General features: G+C 72.0%; 25 protein-coding genes and 1 riboswitch. Of the genes, 11 read left to right on the forward strand and 14 right to left on the reverse strand.

The annotated features are described in order from the left end of the window. Positions 1-250: 250 nt before the first annotated feature. Entirely contained in the window at positions 251-1684 is a 1434-nt protein-coding gene (locus OG917_RS08950; RefSeq protein ID WP_328317019.1) for a phytoene desaturase family protein, read from the forward strand. An 89-nt stretch (positions 1685-1773) separates the two neighbouring features. On the opposite strand, the gene OG917_RS08955 is transcribed toward OG917_RS08950, so the two are convergent. From OG917_RS08955 to OG917_RS08975, 5 genes are all read right to left on the reverse strand, one after another. Beyond that, positions 1774-2772, reverse strand: coding sequence for a hypothetical protein (locus OG917_RS08955; protein WP_328317020.1), 999 nt, complete (start codon positions 2770-2772; stop codon positions 1774-1776). A gap of 50 nt (positions 2773-2822) precedes the next feature. After that, positions 2823-3740 carry a methylenetetrahydrofolate reductase [NAD(P)H] gene (gene metF / locus OG917_RS08960; RefSeq protein ID WP_328317021.1) on the reverse strand — a complete coding sequence of 306 codons (918 nt, stop codon included), beginning with the start codon at positions 3738-3740 and terminating at the stop codon, positions 2823-2825. Positions 3741-3896: 156 nt separating this feature from the next. Then, complete coding sequence (gene thiE, locus OG917_RS08965) at positions 3897-4547, reverse strand: thiamine phosphate synthase (protein WP_328317022.1); 651 nt, start codon at positions 4545-4547, stop codon at positions 3897-3899. Positions 4548-4659: 112 nt separating this feature from the next. Then, entirely contained in the window at positions 4660-5025 is a 366-nt protein-coding gene (locus OG917_RS08970) for an Rv2175c family DNA-binding protein (RefSeq protein WP_328317023.1), read from the reverse strand. 50 nt (positions 5026-5075) lie between these two features. After that, positions 5076-6293: an NAD(P)/FAD-dependent oxidoreductase gene (locus tag OG917_RS08975; protein ID WP_443058928.1), complete on the reverse strand. Its 1218-nt coding sequence runs from the start codon at positions 6291-6293 to the stop codon at positions 5076-5078. Between the two features lie 92 nt (positions 6294-6385). Then, positions 6386-6498, forward strand: a riboswitch (TPP riboswitch). Here OG917_RS08975 and thiO point away from each other — a divergent pair. The 5 genes from thiO (at position 6496) to OG917_RS09000 (ending at position 11711) form a co-directional block, all read left to right on the forward strand. Next, entirely contained in the window at positions 6496-7665 is a 1170-nt protein-coding gene (thiO, locus tag OG917_RS08980; protein ID WP_328317024.1) for a glycine oxidase ThiO, read from the forward strand. (Overlaps the previous riboswitch by 3 nt.) Further along, positions 7662-7907 carry a sulfur carrier protein ThiS gene (gene thiS, locus OG917_RS08985; RefSeq protein WP_328317025.1) on the forward strand — a complete coding sequence of 82 codons (246 nt, stop codon included), beginning with the start codon at positions 7662-7664 and terminating at the stop codon, positions 7905-7907. The genes thiO and thiS overlap by 4 nt, the downstream gene beginning before the upstream one ends. Before the next feature lie 7 nt (positions 7908-7914). Next, complete coding sequence (locus tag OG917_RS08990) at positions 7915-8742, forward strand: thiazole synthase (RefSeq protein WP_328317026.1); 828 nt, start codon at positions 7915-7917, stop codon at positions 8740-8742. Positions 8743-8917: 175 nt separating this feature from the next. Next, positions 8918-10852 carry a Stk1 family PASTA domain-containing Ser/Thr kinase gene (gene pknB, locus OG917_RS08995; RefSeq protein ID WP_328317027.1) on the forward strand — a complete coding sequence of 645 codons (1935 nt, stop codon included), beginning with the start codon at positions 8918-8920 and terminating at the stop codon, positions 10850-10852. Positions 10853-10859: 7 nt separating this feature from the next. Continuing rightward, positions 10860-11711, forward strand: a complete 852-nt coding sequence (locus OG917_RS09000) for a deoxyribonuclease IV (protein WP_328317028.1) — start codon at positions 10860-10862, stop codon at positions 11709-11711. A gap of 28 nt (positions 11712-11739) precedes the next feature. On the opposite strand, the gene OG917_RS09005 is transcribed toward OG917_RS09000, so the two are convergent. Continuing rightward, positions 11740-12372 (reverse strand): sulfite oxidase-like oxidoreductase, encoded by a 633-nt coding sequence (locus OG917_RS09005; protein WP_328317029.1) that lies wholly within the window; start codon positions 12370-12372, stop codon positions 11740-11742. 154 nt (positions 12373-12526) lie between these two features. On the opposite strand from OG917_RS09005, the gene bfr reads away from it, so the two are divergent. Next, positions 12527-13006 carry a bacterioferritin gene (gene bfr / locus OG917_RS09010; protein ID WP_328317030.1) on the forward strand — a complete coding sequence of 160 codons (480 nt, stop codon included), beginning with the start codon at positions 12527-12529 and terminating at the stop codon, positions 13004-13006. A 100-nt stretch (positions 13007-13106) separates the two neighbouring features. On the opposite strand, the gene OG917_RS09015 is transcribed toward bfr, so the two are convergent. Next, entirely contained in the window at positions 13107-13370 is a 264-nt protein-coding gene (locus OG917_RS09015) for a (2Fe-2S)-binding protein (protein ID WP_328317031.1), read from the reverse strand. A gap of 187 nt (positions 13371-13557) precedes the next feature. Next, positions 13558-14913: a class II 3-deoxy-7-phosphoheptulonate synthase gene (locus OG917_RS09020; RefSeq protein ID WP_328317032.1), complete on the reverse strand. Its 1356-nt coding sequence runs from the start codon at positions 14911-14913 to the stop codon at positions 13558-13560. Positions 14914-15017: 104 nt separating this feature from the next. Between OG917_RS09020 and OG917_RS30620 the strand changes: the two genes are divergently transcribed. Then, the gene (locus OG917_RS30620; protein ID WP_353961846.1) at positions 15018-15074 is read left to right on the forward strand and encodes a trp operon leader peptide; all 57 of its coding nucleotides are present in this window, start codon (positions 15018-15020) and stop codon (positions 15072-15074) included. 115 nt (positions 15075-15189) lie between these two features. Continuing rightward, positions 15190-17112 (forward strand): anthranilate synthase family protein, encoded by a 1923-nt coding sequence (locus tag OG917_RS09025; RefSeq protein ID WP_328317033.1) that lies wholly within the window; start codon positions 15190-15192, stop codon positions 17110-17112. Here OG917_RS09025 and OG917_RS09030 read toward each other — a convergent pair. The 5 genes from OG917_RS09030 to OG917_RS09050 all read right to left on the reverse strand — a co-directional run bounded on the left by OG917_RS09030 (position 17099) and on the right by OG917_RS09050 (position 22179). Next, on the reverse strand, positions 17099-18100 hold the full coding sequence (locus OG917_RS09030; protein ID WP_328317034.1) for a 2-hydroxyacid dehydrogenase: 1002 nt from the start codon (positions 18098-18100) through the stop codon (positions 17099-17101). The genes OG917_RS09025 and OG917_RS09030 overlap by 14 nt on opposite strands. A 68-nt stretch (positions 18101-18168) precedes the next feature. Next, positions 18169-19197 (reverse strand): 6-phosphofructokinase, encoded by a 1029-nt coding sequence (locus tag OG917_RS09035; RefSeq protein ID WP_328317035.1) that lies wholly within the window; start codon positions 19195-19197, stop codon positions 18169-18171. Between the two features lie 293 nt (positions 19198-19490). Continuing rightward, a complete protein-coding gene (locus tag OG917_RS09040) occupies positions 19491-20180 on the reverse strand; it encodes a response regulator transcription factor (RefSeq protein ID WP_328317036.1) in 690 nt (229 codons plus the stop codon). After that, a complete protein-coding gene (gene macS, locus OG917_RS09045) occupies positions 20173-21405 on the reverse strand; it encodes a MacS family sensor histidine kinase (RefSeq protein ID WP_328317037.1) in 1233 nt (410 codons plus the stop codon). The genes OG917_RS09040 and macS overlap by 8 nt, the downstream gene beginning before the upstream one ends. Positions 21406-21429: 24 nt before the next feature. Then, entirely contained in the window at positions 21430-22179 is a 750-nt protein-coding gene (locus OG917_RS09050; RefSeq protein ID WP_328317038.1) for a lysophospholipid acyltransferase family protein, read from the reverse strand. A gap of 160 nt (positions 22180-22339) precedes the next feature. On the opposite strand from OG917_RS09050, the gene OG917_RS09055 reads away from it, so the two are divergent. Then, positions 22340-23119, forward strand: coding sequence for an alpha/beta hydrolase (locus OG917_RS09055; RefSeq protein WP_328317039.1), 780 nt, complete (start codon positions 22340-22342; stop codon positions 23117-23119). Next, on the forward strand, positions 23112-23690 hold the full coding sequence (locus tag OG917_RS09060) for a hypothetical protein (RefSeq protein WP_328317040.1): 579 nt from the start codon (positions 23112-23114) through the stop codon (positions 23688-23690). Before OG917_RS09055 ends, OG917_RS09060 begins: the two co-directional genes overlap by 8 nt. Before the next feature lie 185 nt (positions 23691-23875). Here OG917_RS09060 and OG917_RS09065 read toward each other — a convergent pair whose 3' ends face one another. Then, a complete protein-coding gene (locus OG917_RS09065; RefSeq protein WP_328317041.1) occupies positions 23876-24628 on the reverse strand; it encodes an endonuclease/exonuclease/phosphatase family protein in 753 nt (250 codons plus the stop codon). Positions 24629-24693 lie beyond the last annotated feature (65 nt).

Here is a 24693-nt window from a genome sequence, read left to right on the forward strand (position 1 = left end):
GAGCGGCGCTTCCCCCGTACTCCCCCGCTGTACTCCCCCGTACATCCGGTACTCGTCGGGGGAGCCGCGCCGTTCCGCCGCCCCGTGTCGGCAGTGCCGGCGCTGCGCCCCTTCCGTGCTCCACACTCTGCCGTCCGCGCAGGTGGGAACCTATCCGCGCAACTACTCATCTCCGCCTCTAGGTACGGATACTCAGACGTGTGTGCGGCTCCCGTCCCCGGGCGTCCGAGGCACCGATAAAGTTCCTGCCATGGCACGGATTGCGGTGATCGGCGCCGGGATGGGCGCCATGGCGGCTGCCGCCCGGCTGGCTGTGGCAGGCCACCGGGTGACGGTGTACGAACGTACGGCGACCTACGGCGGGGCGGTGGGCCGCTTCGCGCGGGACGGCTTCGCCTTCGACACCGGACCCGGGCTCCTCCAGCTGCCCGCCGTGTACCGCGACTTGTTCGTGAAGACGGGCCGTGAGCCGCTGGAGAAGTGCGTCGATCTCGTCCAGGTCGATCCGGCGGGGCGCCACCTCTTCGACGACGGGACCGGCGTCCTGCTGCCGAACGCCTCACGTGCCGGGGTCGTGGCGGCTCTCGACGCGGCGCTGGGCGGCGGCGCGGGCGCCCGCTGGGGTGCTTTCCTCGACCGGGCCCGGGAGACCTGGGACCGCACCAGGCGGCCGCTCCTCGAAGAGCCACTGCCCGCCGACCCCGCCCCGCTGGGACACGATCCCTACCCGGCGCCCAGGACCGGACTGCTGCGGCGCGGCGCGTCCACGCTCGCCGAGGTCGGCAGCAGGGAGCTGCGGGATCCGAGGCTGGCCGCCCTGCTGGCGAGCTACGCGCTCTCCAGCGGTTTCGACCCGCTGACGGCGCCTGCGTCGGCGGCCGTCCTGCCGTACATGGAGCAGACCTTCGGCAACTGGTACGTACGCGGGGGGATGCGGGCGCTGGCGGACGCCGTGTACGAGCGGTGCCGCGCACGGAAGGTCGAGTTCGTGTTCTCGGCCGAGGTCACGGAGGTCCGCGAGAAGGACGGCAGGGCCTGCGGGCTGGAGCTGGCCGACGGGCGCCGGATCGATGCCGAGCACGTGGTCGCGGGCGCCCCGCTGCCGTCGGTCCACCGGCCGCACCCGGAGGGGGGCGCCGGGACCGGCCGGTTCGTGGTCTGTCTCGCGCTGCGCGGCGAGCGGCCCGCGGACGCCGTGCACCGCACGGTGGTGCACCGGGCGGAGAGCGACCTGCCGATGGTGACGGTGCTGCGCCCCGCCGATCCGGCGCTGGTCCCGGGCCCGGGCCACGAGGCGCTCACGCTGACGGCCACGGTCCCGGCGGGCGGGACGGAGAGCGGGGCCGAGAACTGGTCCGGGGACGCGCGGGCCGGGGCGTTCGCCGACCGGATGGTCACGGCCGCGGAGGCCGCCGTGCCCGGGCTGCGCGGGCGCCTGCTGTGGCGGGAGGTGCGGACCCCCGCCGACACCCTGCGGGAGACCGGTTCGCTCCGGGTGCCCGGTCCCGCCCTGGCCGGTGCGGGCGGACGGCTGCTGCCCTCACCGAACCGGTCGCCGCTGCCCGGCCTCCACCTCGCGGGCGGCTGGTCGCATCCCGGCGGCGGACTGGCCCACGCCGGGATGTCCGGGGCGCTGGCCGCCGGACTCATCGTCGAGGGCGAGGGGTTCCGCGGCTCGCAGTGAGCAGTGAGCAGTGAGCGAGAAGCACCGAGCAGCGAGCGCGGAGCCTGCGGCGCGGCCGGTGACCGCCGCGCCGGCGACGGCACGGACCCTCAGTACCGCTGCTGCTCGTTGTAGCCGTTGTTGTAGCCGCCCTGGTACGGGTGCTGCTCCGGGTGGTCCGCAGTGCCGTACGCGGCCTCGGTGTCGCGCTGCTGCGGGACCCAGACCCCGCCGGGCGGGGTGTCGTTGGCGTACGGGTCGGTGTAGGGACCGGCGTACTGCTGCTGGTCCTCGTAGGACGTTCCGTACTGGCCTGCGCCGATGTACGGGTCGGAGTAGGCGGGGTACTGCTGCTGCTCGCCGCCGTAGCCGTACTGGCCGTCGTACTGCGGGCCGTTCTGGTCGTGGCCCCCGGTGCCGTACTGCGCCCCGGTCCCGTAGGCCGTTTCGCTGTATATGCCGTACTGGCCGGTCTCGTCGGGCATCGGCTGCGGCGCGTAGACACCTGCCGCCATGGGCTCGGGGGCCTGCGGCGCCTCCGGGGAGGTGCCGGAGCCGTCCGTGTGCGGCGCGTACCCGGGCCCGCCGTAGCCGTATCCGTCATCCGTCCCGTAGCCGCCGGCGCCGTACACCTGCTGCTCGTAACCGCCGTTCCCGTCGTAGCCGTCCTGGGCGCCATGGCCCGGGCCGTGCTGCGCGAAGGCGTCCTCCTGACCGCCCTGCTGCGGGCCTTCCGGCCGCTCCTGCCCGTCGGGCTGCTCCTGGCCGGGCTCCCCGTACTGCGGGTCCGGGACTTCGAGCACCGGTTCCTTCACGGCGCCGCCGCGTGCCCTGCGCCGCTTGCTGACCCTGGGGGCGCCCCCTATGGCCCAGCCGGTGGAGAAGCCGCGGCGGAAGGAGAGCGTGACGTACAACTGACCGACCGCGAAGGCGAGGGCGCCCACCACGATCACCGGCACGGAGTGCAGCAGCACACCGACGACCACGCCGAGGAAGCCGGTGAAGGCGAGCAACCGCCAGCGCAGCCTGGCCTTGTACTGGAGCAGCACCTCACCCAGCAGCCACAACGCGACGAATCCGAACCCGACATAGAGGACCGTCCAGCCCATGTACGCCCCTCTCAGCGGCCACCACTCCGTGCGGGGAGCGGATGTGCCGGTCAGGACTGCTTGTGCAGCCCGAGATTCTCGTAGATTTCGAGGGTCGCCGTGGAGTTGTTCAGCGTGATGAAGTGCAGCCCAGGGACATCCTCGGAGAGCAGCTTCGCGCAGAACTCCGTAGCGAACTCGATGCCAATGGAGCGTACAGCGGCCGGGTCGTCCTTGACCGCGTGGATGCGGTCTTTCAGGGCGTCCGGGAAGTGCGCGTTGCTGAGCTGGGCGAACCGTTCGAGCTGGCGGACATTGGTGATGGGCATGACTTCGGGGATGACCGGGGTGTCGCAGCCTGCGGCGACGACCCGCTCCCGCATGCGCAGATAGTCCTCGGGGTCGAAGAACATCTGGGTGATCGCGTAGTCGGCGCCGGCCCGGCACTTGTCGGTGAAGTGCCGGATGTCGCTCTCCCAGTTCTCCGAGCGCGGGTGCATCTCGGGGAAGGCCGCGACACCGACGCAGAAGTCGCCCGACTCCTTGATCAGCCGGACCAGGTCGGCGGCGTACATGACGCCTTCCGGGTGCTTGACCCACTCGCCCATCGGGTCGCCGGGCGGGTCGCCGCGGACCGCGAGGATGTTCCGGATCCCGGCGTCCGCGTACTGGCCGATGATGTTGCGCAGCTGGGCGACCGAGTGGTCGACGGCTGTCAGGTGCGCGACCGGGGTGAGCGTGGTGTCCGACGCGATCTGCTCGGTCGCCCTGACCGTGCCCGCACGGGAGGAACCGCCCGCCCCGTACGTCACGGAGACGAAGCTGGGCGCCACCGCCTCGACACGGCGCAGCGCGTTCCAGAGGTTCCGCTCGCCCTTCTCGGTCTTGGGCGCCCAGAACTCGAAGGAGTACAGCGTCCTGCCGGTCGCGAGCAGGTCGCGCACCGTCCGGGCGTGATCGGTTCTGGTGGAGGAAGTGCCGAAGGCCATACGGGCAGATTAGTCAGGGCTTGCCACTCCCCCAACCGCGCCGGGACCTTATGACCGATTTGCGAGATAGTTGTCCACCCCTCGGACACTTTTCCGGAATCACTGCATCCGCTTCTCTTGCGGGGTGCGGGGCCTGACCCGGGCGGTCCGCTTCCCTTACGGGGTGCGGGACCTGACCCGGGCGGCGAGACCGGCCGCGGCGGCTGCCGGGTCGTCGGCCTCGGTGATCGCCCGGACAACGACCACCCGGCGGGCGCCGGCGTCCAGCACCTCGTCCAGGTTGCCCGCGTCGATCCCGCCGATCGCGAACCAGGGACGCGGCGTGGCCAGCGACGCCGCGTACCGCACCAGGCCGAGCCCCGGCGCGTGACGGCCCGGCTTGGTCGGGGTGGGCCAGCAGGGGCCGGTGCAGAAGTAGTCCACGCCCGGTTCGGCCGCCGCCGCGTCCACCTCGGACTCGGCGTGGGTCGAGCGGCCGATGAGCACGCCGGGGCCGAGCACGGCACGCGCGGCGGGGACCGGCAGATCCCCCTGGCCCAGGTGCAGCACGTCGGACGCGATGGCGTGCGCGACATCCGCGCGGTCGTTCACCGCGAGCAGCTTGCCGTGCCTGCGGCAGGCGTCGGCGAAGACCCGGAGGTGGTCGAGCTCCTCCGCCGCCTCCATGCCCTTGTCCCGCAGCTGGACGATGTCCACACCGTGGGACAGGACCGCGTCCAGGAACCCGGGCAGGTCGCCCTGGCGCCTGCGCGCGTCCGTGCAGAGGTACAACCGGGCGTCGGACAGCGGTGCGGGTGCGGTGGACATCGGGCGTTCCCCCCGTGGACTGCGATGGACTGGGTGCGTGAGCGGCAAGGTACGGCGGTGCGGGGGCCGGGCCGGGCCCGGTCCCCGCACCGCCGGGGTGTTCACACTCCGATCAGAGGGCGAGCGCCTGGGCCCGGCGCTTCACCTCCGTCCCGCGATTCTCGCTCAGCGCCTGCGCGGGTGTGCCGGGCAGGGTCTCGTCGGGGGTGAAGAGCCACTCCAGCATCTCCTGGTCGCTGAAGCCGTCGTCCCGCAGGAGCGTCAGGGTCCCGGCGAGGCCCTTGACCACCTTGGTGTCGTCGATGAAGGCGGCGGGCACCTGGAGCGCCCTGTTCTCCCCACGGCGTACGGCGATCAGCGTGCCGTCCCTGACCAGCTGGCGGACACGGGTCACCTCGACGTCGAACATCTCGGCGATATCCGGGAGGTGCAGCCAGGCGGGGATGAGAGCATCGGTTTTTGCGTCAATCTCGGTCACAGGACAAGCCTGCCATCCCGCACTGACAGCCGATACCCGGACTCAGCCCTTCAGGGTCGGCCGGGCTGCCGGACCGCCGACTTGAGCGGCACCGCCGGATCCGCCGCCAGGTCCGGGTCGACCGGCCCCCCCGACTCGATGAGCTTGCGGCCCTGGGCCAGGTCCCGGGGCCTGGCGACGGCGAGCACCGCGACCAGCCGCTCCTCCCGCAGCCAGCACACCGACCAGGCGGGCCCCGCCGGGTCACCGCGCCGGATCAGGGTGTCGGCGGCCGCGTGGTGGCCCGCGTACTGGACGAAGCGGCCGAACTGCTCGGACCAGAAGTACGGCACCGGGTCGTAGCTCCGCGGTGCCTCACCGATCACGTCGGCGGCGACCGTGCGCGGCCCCTGGAGGGCGTTGTCCCAGTGGTGGATCAGGAGCCGCTCGCCGTACCGGCGGGAGGGGAAGGAGGCGCAGTCGCCGACCGCGTACACATCGGCGGCCGAGGTGCGCAGCCGTTCGTCGGCGGTGACCGAGCCGTCGGCGCCCAGCGCGATACCGGACCCCGCAAGCCAGCCGGTCGCGGGCCTGGCACCGATACCCACGAGGACGGCCCCGGCCGGCAGCCGCCGCCCGGATTCCAGCACCACGGCGCCCGGTTCGACCCGGGCCACGCGGGCGTCCGTGACGAGTTCGGCTCCGCTTTCGGCGTACCAGCCGGCCATGGGCGCGGCGATCTCGGCCGGCAGCACCCCGGCGAGCGGCCGGCCCGCCGCCTCCACGACCGTCACCGCGCACCCCGCCTCCCGGGCGGCCGTGGCGAACTCGGCGCCGATCCAGCCCGCGCCGACCACCACCACGTCCCGCCGGCCGGCCAGCACGGCCCGCAGCCGCCCCGCGTCGTCGAGCGTGCGCAGCAGATGGACGTCCGGGACGCCCTCGCTGCCGGGCAGCGCGACCGGCCGGGCGCCGGTGGCCACGACCAGCGACCCGTAAGGGACAGGTCCGCGCGCGGTGTCCAGCTCCCGGTCGTCCGGGCGCACTCCGGTCACCTCGCACCCGAGCAGCAGATCGACCCCGAGGGCGGCGAAGTCGACGTCGAAGGCGGTGCTCTCGGCCTTCCCGAGCAGAACCGCCTTGGAGAGCGGCGGTCTGTCGTACGGCTGGTGGACCTCCTCACCGATCAGTGTCACGGGTCCGGTGAAGCCCTGGTCCCGCAGGGCGACAGCGGTCTGGACCCCGGCCATGCCCGCACCGGCGATGACGACGTTCCTCGGCTCGCTCACCCGGTACACCCTAAGCAGCTGACACAGCGTCAGGACAGGGGCCGTCATGGGATGCCTGTCAGGGCGGCGCGGACCGGGGTTAGGCTGGCCGCGGAACTACTCGCGGGAGTCCGGGCGTACCGGGCTGAGAGGGGGGCTGGCCGGCCCCCGACCGTACGAACCTGATCCGGGTCATGCCGGCGAAGGGAGGGGCTGGACGCCCATGCACGCACACCATGCCGACACCTCTGACGTACTGATCGTCGGGGGCGGGATCATCGGTCTCGTCACCGCCTGGCGGTCGGCGCAGCGCGGGCTGCGCACCGCAGTCGCCGATCCCCTGCCGGGCGGCGGAGCCGCGCAGGTCGCGGCGGGGATGCTGGCCGCCGTCACGGAACTGCACTACGGCGAGCAGGTGCTGCTCGGTCTGAATCTGGAGTCCGCCCGCCGCTACCCCGCGTTCGCCGCGGAGCTGGCCGAGGCGTCGGGGCAGGATCTGGGCTACCGCGCCTGCGGCACGCTCGCCGTGGCACTCGACCTCGACGACCGGGCGCATCTGCGGGAGCTGCACGCCCTCCAGCTGCGCTCAGGACTGGAGTCGGAGTGGCTCACGGGGCGGGAGTGCAGGCGTCTCGAACCGATGCTCGCGCCGGGCGTACGCGGCGGGCTGCGGGTGGACGGGGATCACCAGGTCGACCCGCGCCGCCTGGCGAAGGCGCTGCTCGTCGCGTGCGAGCGCGCCGGGGTCGTCTTCCACCGCGGCTGGGCGGAGCGCCTGACGACGGAGCGCGGCCGGGCCACCGGGGTGGTGCTCGCCGACGGCGCCGCGCTCTCCGCCGGCCAGGTGGTGCTGGCGGCCGGCAGCCGCAGCGGTCAGCTCGCAGGTCTGCCGGACTCGGTGCTTCCGCCCGTGCGCCCGGTCAAGGGGCAGGTGCTCCGGCTCACCGTGCCGCGTGTGTACGCGCCGTTCCTCAGCCGGACCGTCCGCGCGGTCGTCCGGGGCAGTCACCTCTATCTGGTCCCCCGTGAGAACGGCGAACTCGTGATCGGCGCGACCAGCGAGGAGCTCGGCTGGGACACCACGGTCACCGCGGGCGGGGTGTACGAACTGCTCCGCGACGCCCACGAGCTGGTGCCCGGCATCACCGAGCTGCCGCTCACCGAGACGTGCGCGGGGCTGCGTCCGGCGTCGCCCGACAACGCGCCGCTCCTCGGCCCGACCACGCTGCCCGGCCTGCTGCTGGCCACCGGCCACTTCCGCAACGGCGTGCTGCTCACACCCGTGACCGGCGACGTGATGGCCGAACTGCTCACCACCGGGGAGCTGCCGGCCGAGGCCCGTGCCTTCACTCCCCGGCGCTTCCCGCCCGTACGACAGGAGCAGCCCGCATGAATGTGCCATCCGTCAACGCGTCACCGGTGGGTGCGCCGTCACCGCAGGTGTCCGTCAACGGCGCGGCCCGCGCCATCGCGGCGGACACCAGCCTCGATGTCCTGGTCGCCACCCTCACCACCGCTCCTTCGGGGGTCGCGGCCGCCGTCAACGAGACCGTCGTGCCGCGGGGCCTGTGGTCCGCCACCGTGCTCACCGACGGCGACCGCGTCGAGATCCTCACCGCAGTCCAAGGAGGCTGAGCCGGACATGGCAGACGATCCCTTCACTCTCGCGGACACCGTCCTCTCCTCCCGGCTGATCATGGGTACGGGCGGTGCGCCCAGCCTCGACGTACTGGAGCGGTCCCTGATCGCGTCGGGCACCGGACTGACGACGGTCGCGATGCGCCGCCTCGATCCGACGGTGCAGGGCTCGGTCCTCTCGGTGCTCGACAGGCTCGGCATCAGGGTGCTCCCCAACACCGCCGGCTGCTTCACGGCGGGCGAGGCGGTCCTCACCGCGCGCCTGGCCCGCGAGGCGCTGGGCACGGACTGGATCAAGCTGGAGGTCGTGGCGGACGAGCACACTCTGCTGCCCGACCCGGTGGAGCTGCTGGACGCCGCGGAGATCCTGGTCGACGACGGCTTCACGGTCCTGCCGTACACCAGCGACGATCCGGTCCTGGCCCGGCGGCTTGAGGACGCGGGCTGCGCGGCGATCATGCCGCTCGGCTCGCCCATCGGTTCCGGGCTCGGCATCCGCAACCCGCACAACTTCCAGCTGATCGTGGAGCGGGCCGGGGTGCCGGTGATCCTCGACGCGGGGGCCGGTACCGCATCGGACGCGGCCCTGGCGATGGAGCTCGGGTGCGCGGCCGTGATGCTCGCATCGGCGGTGACGCGCGCGCAGGAGCCGGAGCTGATGGCGTCCGCGATGCGGCGGGGCGTGGAGGCCGGCCGGCTGGCGTACCGGGCGGGGCGGATCCCGCGGCGGCACTTCGCGCGGGCGTCGTCACCGCAGGAGGGGCGCGCGGCGCTCGACCCGGAACGGCCCGCGTTCGCGCCGGCGCCTGAGGGGCAGCGGTCACCGGTATGACGTGAGTCACCCCGCGAGCGCACCGCGCCGCGTACCCCCGCGGCCGGGCCGGTCGGGCCACACGCGGTGCGGTCCTCACAGGTCCGGTGCGGACCTGTCACAGCTCGGCTTCAGTAGCGGCCGGTCCACCGGGACCGCTTAGGCCCTGTCGGCGCCGGCTCGTACACTCGCCAGCGTGGATACGACGCTTGGTGACCCGCAAGCCCCGCTCGTCGGGCAGCTGCTCGACGGCCGCTACCGGGTGGACGCGTGCATCGCCATCGGTGGCATGGCCACGGTCTACCGGGCCGTCGACACCCGCCTGGACCGGGTGCTCGCCCTCAAGGTGATGCACCCCGCGCTGGCGGTCGACGCCACGTTCGTGGAGCGGTTCATCCGGGAGGCCAAGTCCGTCGCGCGCCTCGACCACCCCAATGTGGTCGGCATGTTCGACCAGGGCGCGGACGGCGCGCACGTCTACCTCGCGATGGAGTACGTCGCGGGGTGCACGCTGCGCGACGTCCTGCGTGAGCGGGGCGCGCTGCGCCCCCGCGCGGCGCTGGACATCCTGGAGCCGGTGCTTGCCGCGCTCGGCGCCGCGCACCGGGCCGGCTTCGTCCACCGGGACATGAAACCGGAGAACGTCCTGATCGGGGACGACGGCCGGGTCAAGGTCGCCGACTTCGGCCTCGTCCGGGCCGTGGACACCGAGACGAACAGCACGGGGACCATCCTGGGCACAGTCTCCTACCTGGCCCCGGAGCAGATCGAGCAGGGCACGGCGGACACCAGGGCCGACGTCCACGCCTGCGGTGTGGTGCTGTACGAGATGCTGACCGGCGCCAAACCGCACACCGGTGACACCCCGGCCCAGGTGCTCTACCAGCACCTCAACGAAGGAGTGCCCGCACCGTCCGCGGTCGTGCCGGGCCTCGCGGCCCCGCTGGACGACCTGGTGGCGAGCGCCACCGCCCGGCACCCGGGTGACCGGCCGGACGACGCCGTGGCCCTGCTCGGCCGGGTCCGCGAGGCCCGCGCCGCACTGAGCGACGGTGAGCTGGACGCCGTCCCGCCGCAGGCGCACCCGTCCGCGCCCGCCTCCGGCGCGGACGCCTCCGAAGAACGTACGGATGTGATCCGGCGCCCGCTGCCCGCCGCGGGGATCGACAGGACCAGCCGCCTGGTGATGCCGGCCGCCGGGGAGCCCGGGCCCGGACGGCAGCCGGTGCGCCGCGGCCGGCGGACCCGCCGGGGACTGATCGCGTCGGTCGTCGCCGTCCTGCTGGTGCTGGGGGTCGGAGCCGGTGTCTGGTACATCAACTCGGGCCAGTTCACCCGGGTCCCCTCGCTGCTGGGCCAGCCTGAGAAGTCCGCGACGTCACGGCTCTCGGCCGCGGGTCTCGACGTGAAGAAGACCGAGCGCAAGTTCAGCGACACCTACGACCGCGGCCAGGTCATGAACAGCAGCCCCGCGTCGGGCGCCCGCATCCGCGACAACGGCGCGGTGTCCCTGGTCGTCTCGCGCGGCCCGCGGATCGTCCGGGTGCCCCACGTCCAGGGTGAGCCGCTCGCACAGGCGAAGAAGGAGCTGGCGAAGGCGGGGCTGGCGGCCGGCATGGTCACCAAGGAGTTCAGTGACGAGACCGGGCGGGGCAAGGTGATCCGTACGGACCCGGCGTCCGGCACCGAACGGCACGCCGACTCGGCGATCGCCCTGGTCGTGTCCAAGGGCGCCCCGGTCGATGTACCGGACGTCACGGGTGAGTCGCCGGAGGACGCCCGCGCCGACCTGGAGGACGAGAACCTCAAGGTCGTGGTAGCGCCGGAGAAGGTCAACTCGCCGGAGGACGCCGGGCAGGTCGCCAAGCAGTCACCGGCGGAGGGGGCAAGCGCGGCGGAGGGCGACACCGTCACCCTGACCCTGTCCAAGGGCCCCCGGATGATCTCCGTCCCCGATGTCACGGGCGGCAGCGTGGACGACGCGAAGACCGCGCTGACCGGCAAGGGCTTCAAGGTCCATGTCGACCGGCCGTTCCTCTCCTTCAGTGACACCGTGGCCGGCCAGTCGGTCGACGGCGGCGACCGTGCCCCCGAGGGCAGCACCATCACCATCAAGACCAAGGGACTCTGAACACACCGTGCGCAACCCCATCGGCGGCCACGTCCCCGTGGCCGGCGGCCTCGCCAGGACCGGCCTCCCCTACGCCCGCGAGCTGGGCGCCGAGACCGTCCAGGTCTTCGTGGCCAACCCGCGCGGCTGGGCCACACCCACCGGGAACCCGGACCAGGACGAGCAGTTCCGCAAGGAGTGCGCGAACGAGTCGATCACGGCGTACGTGCATGCCCCGTATCTGATCAACTTCGGCTCGCACACGGCCGACACCGTGCTCAGGTCGGTCGACTCACTGCGGCACTCGCTGCGCAGGGGCCGGGAGATCGGCGCGCTGGGCGTCGTCGTGCACACCGGCTCGGCGACCGGTGGCCGCCCGCGCTCCGAGGCGCTCGCGCAGGTCCGTACGCACATGCTGCCGCTGCTCGACGAGCTGACCCACGAGGACGACCCGTTCCTCCTGCTGGAGTCGACAGCGGGCCAGGGCTCCTCGCTCTGCTCACGCACCTGGGATTTCGGCCCGTACTTCGAGGCGCTCGACTCCCACCCGAAGCTCGGGGTCTGCCTGGACACCTGCCACATCTTCGCGGCCGGCCACGACCTCGCGGGCCCCGGCGGGATGAACCAGACCCTGGACCTCCTCGTGGACACCGTCGGCGAGGGCAGGCTCAAGCTGATCCACGCCAATGACTCCAAGGAGGCCACGGGCGCGCACAAGGACAGGCACGAGAACATCGGCGCGGGTCACATCGGCGCGGAGCCCTTCCGGGAACTGCTCGCCCATCCGTCGACCGAGGGGGTGCCGCTCGTCATCGAGACCCCCGGCGGCAAGGAGGGGCACGCGGCGGACGTGGCCCGCCTGAAGTCGCTCCGGCTGTAGCCGGCGGCCGGGCCCGGGCCCCCGGACTTCAGAGCTCAGGACCGTCCTGCGGGCCCTCCTGGTAGGAGTAGCGCTGCTCCTGCCACGGGTCGCCGAGGTTGTGGTAGCCGCGCTCCTCCCAGAAGCCACGGCGGTCCGCGGTCATGTACTCGATGCCGCGGACCCATTTGGGGCCCTTCCAGGCGTAGAGCCGCGGGACGACCAGACGCAGCGGGAACCCGTGCTCGGCGGTGAGCAGCTCACCGGCCTTGTGGGTCGCGAAGAGCGTCTGCGCATCGGAGAAGTCCGCCAGGCGCAGATTGGCGGAGTATCCGTACTCGGCCCAGACCATCACGTGCGTGACCCCGGGCGCGGGCGGCGCCAGCTCGGCCAGTGTCTGGGCACGCACTCCGCCCCACTCGGCTCCCAGCATGGAGAACTTCGTCACGCAGTGCAGATCGGCGACTACCGTGGAGAACGGGAGAGCCGAGAACTCCTCGTGGTTCCAGCAGTGCTTCTCGCCGTCCGCCGTGGCCCCGAAGACCCGGAATTCCCAGCGGTCGGGCTTGAACTTGGGCACGGGGCCGTAGTGGGTCACCGGCCAGCCGCGCTGCAGCCGCTGCCCCGGCGGGAGCCCGGACTGTGCCGCTCCCTGCTGCTCCCGGCTTTCCGGCTGACCCATGCATCCATGGTGACAGACCTCGCGGGGTGGTCACGACCAGGTCTGGACCGATGAGGTCAACTCGTACTAAGCCTGCACTTACTGGACTGCCCCCTGGGGCGGTGCGAGGATGCCCGGAACCTGCCCGGATCCACGCCTGGAAGGAGCCTCTGCAATGCAGGGCGACCCCGAGGTCATCGAGTTTCTCAACGAGCAGTTGACCGCCGAACTCACGGCGATCAACCAGTACTTCCTGCACGCGAAGATGCAGGAGAATTTCGGCTGGACCAAGCTCGCGAAGTACACCAGGTCCGAGTCGATCGACGAGATGAAGCACGCCGAGATCCTCACCGACCGGATCCTCTTCCTGGACGGACTGCCGAACTACCAGCGGCTCTTCCACGTGCGGGTGGGCCAGACGGTCACCGAGATGTTCCAGGCGGACCGGCAGGTGGAGGCCGAGGCCATCGACCGGCTCCGGCGTGGCATCGAGGTCATGCGGGGCAAGGGGGACATCACGTCCGCGAACATCTTCGAGTCGATCCTCGCCGACGAGGAACACCACATCGACTACCTCGACACCCAGCTGGAGCTGGTCGGGAAACTCGGGGAGCCGCTCTACATCGCCCAGGTGATCGAGCAGCCGGAGAGCTGAGGGGCGAGCCCCGACAGTACGACGGGGGGCGGGCGCGTACGGACCCGCGCGCCGGGGCCGGAGACGGCTTCCGGGTGCGCACGGACGTGCCGTGCGGGGATCAGGCAGCTTCGGGGAGCGGCGACGGCGACACGACCGGCTCCGGATGCCCGGCCGGCTCCTGTGCGGGCTGCCGCCGCCCGTCGAGCAGCTCGCGCCGGGGGCAGTCACCCCGGCCGAGGAGCGCCTGGATGCTGCGCACACAGCCACCGCAGTCCGTTCCGGCCTTGCTGGCCGACGCGATGTCCCGGGGCGTGCAGGCTCCGGCGTCCGCGTGCTCCTTCACCTGCTTCTCGGTCACGCCGAAACATGAGCAGACATACACGCGGGTTCACCTCCCGGACGGGATCGCTGACGGGCACCACCCCGACCAATCGGTGAGGTAATCCTAACCTTACCCGTCGCTCCGGGGGTGCAAAAGGGCCGTGGGGTGCGGATCGCTGTGATCCGCACCCCACGGCCCTCCGCGCTGCCGGCCGCCGTCCCGCGGTGACCTGCCGGACGGCTGTCGCCTACTGCGCCCGGTACATCTCCGCGACCAGGAACGCCAGGTCGAGCGACTGGCTCCGGTTGAGGCGCGGGTCGCAGGCCGTCTCGTACCGCTGGTGCAGGTCGTCGACGAAGATCTCGTCGCCGCCGCCCACGCACTCGGTGACGTCGTCACCGGTCAGCTCGACGTGGATGCCGCCGGGGTGCGTGCCGAGGCTCTTGTGCACCTCGAAGAAGCCCTTGACCTCGTCGAGCACGTCGTCGAAACGGCGGGTCTTGTGGCCGGACGCCGCCTCGAAGGTGTTGCCGTGCATCGGGTCCGTCACCCAGACCACCTGGGCACCGGACGCGGTGACCTTCTCGACCAGGTTCGGCAGCCGGTCACGGACCTTGTCCGCGCCCATCCTGACGATGAAGGTGAGGCGGCCGGGCTCGCGGTCCGGGTCCAGGCGCTCGATGTAGGTGAGCGCCTCCTCCGGAGAGGTCGTCGGGCCCAGCTTCACACCGATCGGGTTACGGATCTGCGAGGCGAACTCGATGTGCGCGTGGTCCAGCTGGCGGGTGCGCTCGCCGACCCAGACCATGTGGCCCGAGGTGTCGTAGAGCTTGCCGGTCCGGGAATCCGTGCGGGTCAGCGCCGACTCGTAGTCGAGGAGCAGCGCCTCGTGCGAGGCGTAGAACTCGACCGCGCGGAACTCCGCCGGGTCGGTCCCGCACGCCTTCATGAAGTTCAGCGCGCTGTCGATCTCACGGGCGAGCTGCTCATAACGCTGCCCGGAGGGCGAGGACTTGACGAAGTCCTGGTTCCAGGCGTGCACCTGGCGCAGGTCCGCGTAGCCACCGGTGGTGAAGGCGCGGACCAGGTTCAGCGTCGACGCGGAGGCGTGGTACATCCGCTTCAGCCGCTCCGGGTCCGGGATCCGGGACTTCTCGTCGAAGTCGAACCCGTTGACCGAGTCGCCGCGGTACGTCGGCAGCGTCACCCCGTCGCGGGTCTCGGTGCCCTTGGAGCGCGGCTTGGAGTACTGGCCCGCGATCCGGCCGACCTTCACCACGGGCACGGAGGCCGCGTAGGTGAGTACGGCGCTCATCTGGAGCAGCGTCTTCAGCTTGGCCCGGATGTGCTCGGCGGACACGCCGTCGAAGGCCTCGGCGCAGTCGCCGCCCTGAAGCAGGAACGCCTCGCCCCTGGCCACGGCTCCCAGGCGCTCGCGCAGCTGGTCGCACTCGCCCGCGAAGACGAGCGGCGGATACGACGTGAGGTCCGCGATCACATCGCGCAGGGCCCCGGCATCCGGGTACTCGGGCTGCTGCGCCGCGGGAAGGTCTCGCCAGGCCGCCTCTGCGGCGGGGGCTTGGGTATCAGCGTTCACGGTCACATCGCCAACAGTACGGGGTCGCCGTCCCCGGTTTTGGCCCTGCCCGGTGGATGAGACGGCCGGGGAGCCCGGTGGGACGCCTGTGATGCGCTACAGTCCCCACCATGTTCGCGACGACGACTCGAAACTGGTGGTGGACCGCTCATCCGGCGGCCCACTGACATCGCGCGTACAGACGAAGCGAAGGCCGCCCGAGGGGCGGCCTTCCGTGTTTTCACCGGCCGTTCCTCTCCGCTCCCCCTCCCCGTACCGCGGGGCCCCGGAAGGAACCATCCGATGCTCATCAGCGCTCTGCTGGACGACCACCGCCCCTTCGCCCTGTTGCGCCGGCTCACCCCCGGCCGCGACCACGACGTCGTCGAGCTGCTGACCGGCGAGGTCCACGAGGTGGCACGGCTCGCCGACATCCCGGCGGACGGGAGCGGCCCCGTGCTGGCGCTGGTGCCGTTCCGGCAGATCGGCGAGCGCGGTTTCGACGTACGGGACGACGGGACGCCGCTGGCGGTCCTGGTCGCCGACGAGACGTACGAACTGCCGCTCGCCGAGGTGCTCGGCGCGCTGCCCGCGCACGGGGTCCGGGTCGAGGACGGCGGCTTCGACGTCAGCGACGAGGCCTACCGCGAGATCGTCGGACGGGTCGTGGAGGACGAGATCGGCCGGGGCGAGGGGGCGAACTTCGTCGTCCGGCGTACCTACACGGGGTCCGTTCCGGGCTTCGGCAGGGCGGACGCGCTGGCCCTGTTCCGGCGGCTGCTCGACGGTGAGCGCGGCGCGTACTGGACCTTCGTGGTGCACACCGGGGAGCGCACTCTGGTCGGCGCGAGCCCGGAGGTGCATGTCCGGATGTCGGGCGGGACGGTCGTGATGAACCCGATCAGCGGGACCTTCCGCTACCCGCCCGGGGGCCCGACCACCGAGGGGCTGCTGGAGTTCCTCGGGGACCGCAAGGAGACCGACGAGCTCTCCATGGTGGTGGACGAGGAACTGAAGATGATGTGCACCGTCGGGGACATGGGCGGGGTCGTCGTCGGGCCGCGGCTGAAGGAGATGGCCCATCTCGCGCACACCGAGTACGAGTTGCGCGGCCGGAGCTCGATGGATGTGCGGGAGGTGCTGAAGGAGACGATGTTCGCCGCGACCGTCACCGGTTCGCCCGTGCAGAACGCCTGCCGGGTCATCGAGCGGTACGAGGCGGACGGGCGCGGCTACTACGGGGGCGCGCTGGCGCTGATCGGCCGGGACGCCGGCGGGGCGCAGACGCTGGACTCGCCGATCCTGATCCGTACGGCGGACATCTCGGCCGGGGGCGCCCTGCGGGTTCCGGTCGGTGCCACTCTCGTCCGCCACTCGGACCCGGCGAGCGAGGTCGCCGAGACACACGCCAAGGCGGCGGGGGTGCTGACGGCTCTGGGGGTGCGCGAGGGGCGGCCCCGCCGGGAGGCCGCCGGGCCGGGACTCGCGGAGGACCCGCGGGTGCGGGCGGCCCTGGAGTCCCGGCGGGCCGGCCTCGCGCCGTTCTGGCTGCGGATGCGGGAGACGACGCCCGCGGTGACGGGCCACGCGCTGGTGGTGGACGCGGAGGACACATTCACCTCGATGCTGGCGCATCTGCTGCGGTCGTCGGGGCTCGGCGTGACGGTACGCCGGTACGACGAGCCCGGCCTGCGGGAGAGGGTGCGGGGTCACCGCGGTCCTGTGGTGCTCGGCCCGGGGCCCGGCGACCCGTCGGACCGGGCCGACCCCCGGATGCTGTTCCTCCGGGATCTCGCCGCGGAGCTGCTCCGCGACCACCGGTACGGGCTGCTGGGGGTCTGTCTGGGCCATGAGCTGCTGGCGGCCGGGCTGGGCCTGGACATCGTCCGGAAGGCGGTCCCCCATCAGGGCGCCCAGGAGCGCATCGACTTCTTCGGCAGGCCGGAGACCGTCGGTTTCTACAACTCGTACACAGCGCGGTGCGACGCGGACACGGCGGCGGCACTGGCCGTGCGCCGGACCGAGCTGAGCCGTGACCCGGTCAGTGGTGAGGTGCACGCGCTGCGGGGCGACGGGTTCGCGGGCGTGCAGTTCCATCCGGAGTCGGTACTGACGAAGGAGGGGGCCGGGATCGTGACGGGACTGCTGGCCGGGGTCATGGCGCAGCCGGGCGGAGGCGCCGGGCCGGGGCGGGTGGACCGGGTGCCTCCGCTCACCCTCCGGTGAGCGGTACCAGGGTGTTCTCGCTGCGGCGCCCGGCCACGAAGTCCTCGACGTTGCGCACGGTGGCGGCGATGATCTGGCCCACCGCCTCCCGTGTGTAGTAGGCCTGGTGCGAGGTCACCAGCACATTCGGGAAGGTGACCAGCCGGGCCAGGGTGTCGTCCTCGACCACGTCAAGCGACTTGTCCAGGAAGAAGAGCCCCGCCTCCGCCTCGTAGACATCGAGCCCCACACCGGTGAAGCGGCCCCGGCGCAACTCGTCGACCAGGGCTCCGGTGTCGACGAGGCCCCCGCGGCTGGAGTTCACCAGGATCGCGTCGTCCTTCATGGCGCGCAGTTCGTCGGCGCCGATGAGGTGGTGCGTCGACGGCACCAGGGGGACGTGGAGCGTGATCACGTCCGAATCGGCGAGCAGCCGGTCCTTCGCCACGTACCGCATGCCGAGTGCGGTGCAGGCGGGGTTCTCCGCGGTGTCCCAGCCGAGCAGTTCCATGCCGAATCCGTGAGCGATCCGGGTGAACGCCTCGCCGATCCTGCCGGTACCGAGCACCCCCGCGGTCCGTCCGCGCAGGTCCCGTCCCATCAGGCCGTCGAGGCGGAAGTCGAAGTCGCGGGTGCGTCCTGCGGCCCGGACGACGCGGCGGTTGAGGGCCATCGCGAGGGTCCAGGCGAATTCGGCCACCGAGTACGGAGAGTAGGACGAGACCCGGGCCACGGTCAGACCGAGGTCGTGGGCGACATCGAGGTCGATGTTGTTGAAGCCGGTGGAGCGCTGGGCGATCAGCCTGGTGCCGCCCGCCGCGAGGTGCCGCAGGACGCCCGGGCCGAGGTCGGCGTTGACGCTGGTGCTGATGACCCGGTATCCGGCCGCGATCGGGACGGTGTCCTCGCTCAGGAAGACGTCCACGCAGCGCACGTCGTAGTGTCCGGCGAAGGCCGCCTCGATCAGCGGGCGCTCGTCGGCCTGCACACCGAATGCCAGGATTTCCACGGCTTCCTCCCGGAATCGGTTGATACAGGCCGTCCGGTGCGAATATACGGCCCGGAGCCCGGGTCCGCTCAGCCGAAGAAGACCCCGGCCTCCCGGTACAGCGCGGGGTCGACCGTCTTGAGCCGCGCGGTCGCCGCCGCGATCGGCACCCGCACGATGTCCGTCCCGTGGAGGGCGACCATCATGCCGAAGTCCCCGTCGCGCACCGCGTCGATCGCGTGCAGGCCGAAGCGGGTCGCCAGCCAGCGGTCGAAGGCGCTGGGGGTGCCACCGCGCTGGACATGGCCGAGCACGGTGGTGCGGGCCTCCTTGCCGGTCCGCCGCTCGATCTCGGTGGCGAGCCACTCGCCGACCCCGGAGAGCCGGGTGTGGCCGAAGGAGTCGAGCGTGCCGTTCTTGAGCACCGCTTCGCCGCCCTGGGGCATCGCCCCCTCGGCGACGACCACGATCGGGGCGTAGGAGGCGCGGAAGCGGGACGTCACCCAGGAGCAGACCTGGTCGATGTCGAAGCGCTGCTCGGGAATGAGGATCACGTTGGCGCCGCCGGCCAGGCCGGAGTGCAGGGCGATCCACCCCGCGTGCCGGCCCATCACCTCGACCACCAGGACGCGCATATGCGATTCGGCTGTGGTGTGGAGCCGGTCGATGGCTTCGGTGGCGATCCCGACCGCCGTGTCGAACCCGAAGGTGTAGTCGGTGGCGGAGAGGTCGTTGTCGATGGTCTTCGGTACGCCGACGCACGGGATCCCGTACTCGTCCCAGAGACGGCCCGCCACCCCGAGCGTGTCCTCGCCGCCGATCACGATCAGCGCGTCGACCTCGCTCCTCGCGAGGTTCTCCCGCACCCGGCGGACGCCGTCCTCCGTACCGAACGGGTTGGTGCGGGACGACCCCAGGATGGTGCCGCCGCGCGGCAGGATCCCGCGCACCTCCGGGATGGAGAGTGCGACGGTGTCGCCCTCCAGGGGGCCGCGCCAGCCGTCCTTGAATCCGGTGAATCCGAAGCCGTACTCCTGCACGCCCTTGCGCACGGCGGCCCGGATGACCGCGTTGAGCCCGGGGCAGTCGCCGCCCCCGGTCAGCACTCCGACCCGCATGGAACCACGTCCCTTCGCAGTGGAGGACACCCGCTGCCGTCCACGCTACGGTGACCCAGGTCACAAAGAGAGAGGGCGGAAGGTCAATTCCCTTCCAGCTGCGCGCAGTTGACCTTGCGCCCGGACACCCTAAGGGCTGTCCCGTAATCCCTGGTGGATCAGCGCGGGGCGTCAGATGCGGTGCATCGCAAGGCGGAGGGGCGCTCGCATACTGGATGTATTCGGGCGTTCCGACAACGCGGCGAGGCGCCGTAGCTGTCGTCGTGCGCCCGCCGGGGATTACGGGACAGCCCTTAGGCATCGTCGAGGCCGCGCTCTATGGCGTAGCGCACGAGCTCGACGCGGTTGTGCAGCTGGAGCTTGCCGAGGGTGTTCTGCACGTGGTTCTGGACGGTGCGGTGCGAGATGACCAGGCGTTCGGCGATCTGCTTGTAGCTCAGCCCCTTCGCGACGAGCCGCAGCACCTCGGTCTCCCGCTCGGTGAGCCGCGGGGCGTTCGGCTCGTCGGCGGCCGAGGGCGCGGGGTCGGACGCGAGCCTGCGGTACTCGCCGAGCACCAGGCCGGCCAGCCCCGGAGTGAAGACCGGGTCGCCGGCCGCGGTGCTGCGCACGGCGTCCGACAGCTCCTGGGTACTGGCCGACTTCAGCAGATAGCCGGTGGCGCCGGACTTCACCGCCTCCAGTACGTCGGCGTGCTCCCCGCTCGCCGAGAGCACCAGGACGCGGAGCCCGGGGTCGGCCGCGACCAGCTCCTTGCAGACCTGGACGCCCGGCATACCGGGCAGATTGAGGTCGAGCACCAGGACGTCGGGGGTGGTCGCCCCGGCCCTGCGCACCGCCTGCGGCCCGTCGCCCGCGGTGGCGACCACATCGAAACCGGCCGCCGCCAGGTCCCGGGCGACCGCGTCCCGCCACATCGGGTGGTCGTCGACCACCATCACCCTGACCGTCCGCTGCCCGCTCATCTGCCCCTGCTCACTCATGTCCCGCTCCCCGTCCGTCCCTTGGAACGCGCAGTTCCACCTCGGTCCCCTGCCCCGGCACCGAGATCAGCTCGGCGGTGCCGCCCAGCTCCCGCAGCCGGCCGCGGATGGAGAGGGCGACGCCGAGGCGCCCCTCCCCCTCGGCGACCGCGAGCCTCCCCTCCGGGATGCCGGGGCCGTCGTCCCGTACCGTCACGATCACCCCGTCCTGTTCGTCCTCCACCAGGATCCACGCCCGGGCGGCGCTGCCCGCGTGTCTGCGGACATTGTCCAGGGCGGCACTGACAGCCGCGGCGAGCTCCTTCGCGGCCGTGGGCGCGAGCAGTACCGGAGCCCCCGGTTCCGCGAAGGACACCCGGGACCCGGCGTGCGGGGCGAGGAGCGCCCGCAGATCGCAGGGCTCCGTGTCCGCCCCGCCCCCGGCCGCCAGGTCCCCGGCGGCCGGGCCGCCCTCACCGGTGTCCCCTTCGGCGGGGTCCCTGGCCAGGGGGACGAGACCGCTGGAGACCAGGGTGCGCAGAGCCACTTCCTGTTCCCCCGCCATCCGGCCGAGCTCGGCAGAATCCCCGCCGAGCTCGGCCCCGCGCCGCTGCACCATGGCCAGGACCTGGAGCACGCTGTCATGGATGTCGCGGGCCAGCCGCTCCCGCTCACGGGTGGCCGCCTGGATCTCCAGTGCGCGGGCGAGGGTCCGCTCGGAGGCCCGGGCCACCTCGACGATGTAGCCGATGGCGATGGACGCGATCCACACCAGGACCACGTTGTGGACGGTGGTCCCGCTGGGCTCGCCGCGCTCGGTGACATTGGCGACCGCCACCAGGGACGAGGCGAAGGCCGCCCATCGCCAGCCACCCTTGATCGCGAAGGCGAGGACGGAACCCGCGGTCCAGATGGAGGGCATCGTCGTGGCACCTCCGACGACCCGGGCGTGCGAGTCGGCGACCGGCGTCAGCAGGATGCCCGCCAGGGCGACGGTGAGATCGGCCCCCAGGAAGCGCTTGGTGCAGCGGGCGGCCCCGGCCACCCTGGGCAGCGTGGCCAGGGTCCAGACACTCAGCACCGCGAAGTAGACGACGGCCACCCACTGCCGGCGGAACTGCCCGTACGCGAAGGCGAACAGCAGGATCGCGTAGACCATCGTCAGTACGCGGTACGCGGTCAGGGCACGCCACAGGGGCAGCTCCACCGACATCCGCACGGCGCGCTCGCGCCGGTCCTTCGCCATGACACCCCCCGGCGGACGGTACGGCTAGCTGCCGGACCCGTCCGTCCCCTCGCGCTTCTCCCCGGCCTCGGCGGCCTTCCGGGCCTTGTCCTCGTCCGCGATCCTGCGCTTGGCTGCGGTCGCGTAGATGTCGACGTACTCCTGGCCGGAGAGCTTCATGATCTCGTACATGACCTCGTCCGTCACCGAGCGCAGGATGAAGCGGTCGTTCTCCATGCCGTAGTAGCGGCTGAAGTCGAGCGGCTTCCCGATCCTGATACCCGGACGCATCAGCTTCGGCACCACCTGCCCGGGCGGCTGGATCTTCTCCGTGTCGATCATCGCGACCGGGATGACCGGCGCTCCGGACGCCAGCGCCACCCGGGCCAGACCTCCGGGCTTGCCCCGGTAGAGGCGGCCGTCCGGCGACCGGGTGCCCTCGGGGTAGATCCCGAAGAGCTCACCCCTCGCCAGCACCTCGACGCCGCTCCTGACGGCGGCCTCGCCCGCACCACGGCTGCCCGAGCGGTCGACCGGCAGCTGGCCGACGCCCTTGAAGAAGGCAGCGGTGAGCTTCCCCTTCACTCCGGGCGAGGTGAAGTACTCGGCCTTGGCGATGAAGGTGACCTTGCGGTCCAGGACGGCGGGCAGGAAGAAGGAGTCCGAGAACGACAGATGGTTGCTCGCGAGGATGGCGGGCCCCTCGCCGGGGATGTTCTCAAGCCCCTCCACCCAGGGCCTGAAGGCGACCTTCAGCGATCCCCCGATGGCGAACTTCATTGCGCCGTAGATCAACTCGGATGCCTTCCTGTGACGGTCGGACCGACCATAACCCGCGGGGGGCGTGCGCTCCCGGCCATCCGCCCCCCGTCGCAGGGTGACGGCCCTGGTCGGTGTCGGTCCGGTCGCGTACGGTGAAGTACACCCTTCGAGACCTGACGAACAGGAGACCCCGGTGCCGGTGCTTCCTGGAGCCGAGCCCTACCGCCACGAAGGCGGAGAGACCGGTGTCCTTCTCTGTCATGGATTCACCGGATCGCCGCAGTCGCTGCGCCCCTGGGCCGGGTATCTGGCCGCACGCGGGCTGACCGTCTCGCTGCCGCTGCTTCCGGGGCACGGCACCCGCTGGCAGGACATGCAGGTCACCGGCTGGCAGGACTGGTACGCGGAGGTGGACAGGGAGCTGCGCGCCCTGCTCGACCGGTGCGAGCGGGTCTTCGTCCTCGGCCTCTCGATGGGCGGGGCCCTGGCCCTGCGGCTGGCCGCCAAGCACGGCCACTCGGTGAGCGGCATCGTCCTGGTCAATCCGCTGAACAAGGTGCACGGCCTCGCCGCGCAGGCGCTCCCGGTCGCCCGGCATCTGGTGCGCACCACGAAGGGGGTCACCAGTGACATCGCCCTGGGCGGCTCCGAAGAGATCGGATACGACCGGGTCCCGCTGGACTGCGCCCACTCGCTGCGGCGGTTCTGCCGGCTCGTCGACCGCGAACTGCCGCAGGTCACGCAGCCGTTGCTGTTGCTGCACAGCGCCCAGGACCATGTGGTGCGGCCTGCCGACTCGGTCCGTATCCTCAGCCGGGTCTCCTCGACGGACATCGAGGAGGTCCTGCTGGAACAGAGCTACCACGTGGCGACGTTGGACCATGACGCGGAGCGGATTTTCGAGAAGAGCCACGCGTTCATCGGCCGCCTCGCTCCGAGCGTCGGGATGAAGGGGAGCACCACCGGTGGCTGAGAACGAGGCGGAGCGCGAGCCGCAGCCGATCGACGAGGAAGCGGTCTGGGCCGCGATCGTCGCGGGATACGGCGAGGAGCCGGCGGACCCTGCGGGCACCAAGCCCTTCAAATCGGTGGAGGACCTCGCCCTGCTGGAGGAGGGGGTCAACGCCGACGGCGCCCTGGAGCCCGGGGACGGGAAGCCGGAGGCGGAGACCGGAACGGCCCCGGAGAGCGGCTCCGACCGGCCGCTGGGCAGCTCCGTCGTGTTCGCGCCCGGCGTCGGCGGACCACGCGACCACAGCCTGGCGGAGCCGTCGGACGCCGGCTTCGGCGACGACGGGGAAGGCCACTTCGTCCAGCCCGACCCGGAGCTTCCCGAGGCGGACGTCACGGCCAAGTTCGCCTGGCTGGCCGTCGTGGGCGGGCCGGTGCTGCTGATCCTCGCCGTGGTGCTGAGCTGGGACATGACGTGGTGGCTCACGACACTCGGTATCGGCGGGTTCCTCGGCGGGTTCGCGGTGCTGGTGGCGCGGATGGGGCCGGGGGACGAGGACGAGGACGATCCCGGACGGGGCGCGGTGGTCTAGGAGGTATCCGCGGCGCCGCGTCCGGCTCGCGGTTCCGCGGACAGCTTTCGCGGACAGCCCCAGGTCTTGCCCCGGGCGGGGCCGGCAGCCGCACCTGACTGCGGTGGGCCGGGTCCCGCCCGGCCGGTCCGCCGGTCGTCTCAGCTGCCGGTCATGCCCGCCGCCCCGTCCCCTCGCCCACAGCCTCAGCTGCCGGAGGGGCCGGCCGGCACCCGGAGCGCTGCCAGTACCGGGAGGTGGTCCGATGCCGCCCGGAGATCCGCCTCCGGGATGTCCTGCGGCACCCCGCACCCCAGTACCTCGACCCCCTGCGTCGCGAAGACCGCGTCGATCCGCCGGTCCGGGCCCGCCGCGGGGTAGGTGTGCTCGCCGCCCCACGGCTTCGCGGTCCAGCAGTCCTGGAGCGCTGCCGCCAGCCGGCCGAAACTCCGGCCCTCCGGGCGCTCGTTGAGGTCGCCGGCGACCACCGCGTGCGGGACGTCCATCGCACCGAGGCGGTCGAGCAGCAGCCCCGCCTGCGTTCGGCGCTCGTCGGACCGCAGGCTCAGATGGCAGCTGAGTACGCCGAGCCGGGCGCCGCCGATACGGACCACAGCGGTCGCGAAACCGCGCTGGTGCAGCCCCGGGGTGCGCGGCAGCAGCACGTCCTCGGTGCGCTCCACGGTCGCGCGCAGCGAGCAGAGCAGCAGGGGCCCCGCGGCCGTGGCTCCGCCGCCCAGTGTCACCAGGTCGGTGGCGGCAGCGAGCCGGGCCGCGGCCTTGCGCCAGCGGAAGAACCGCGGCGCCTCCTGGATGAGGACCAGGTCGGGGTCGCAGGCACGGATCACCCGTGCCAGCGCCTTCTCGTCGTCGCGCATCGAACGGATGTTGTAGCTGAGGACCCGGACGACGGCAGAGCCGCTCTCCGTACGGGATCCGGGCAGCGTAGTGATCGCCATGGGCGACACCCTACGACGGGCCGCGGCGGACGGGTCCTGCCGCACCACCCGGGGTGCGGCAGGAC

This window comes from Streptomyces sp. NBC_00388, from assembly GCF_036061255.1.
Taxonomy (GTDB): Bacteria; Actinomycetota; Actinomycetes; order Streptomycetales; family Streptomycetaceae; genus Streptomyces.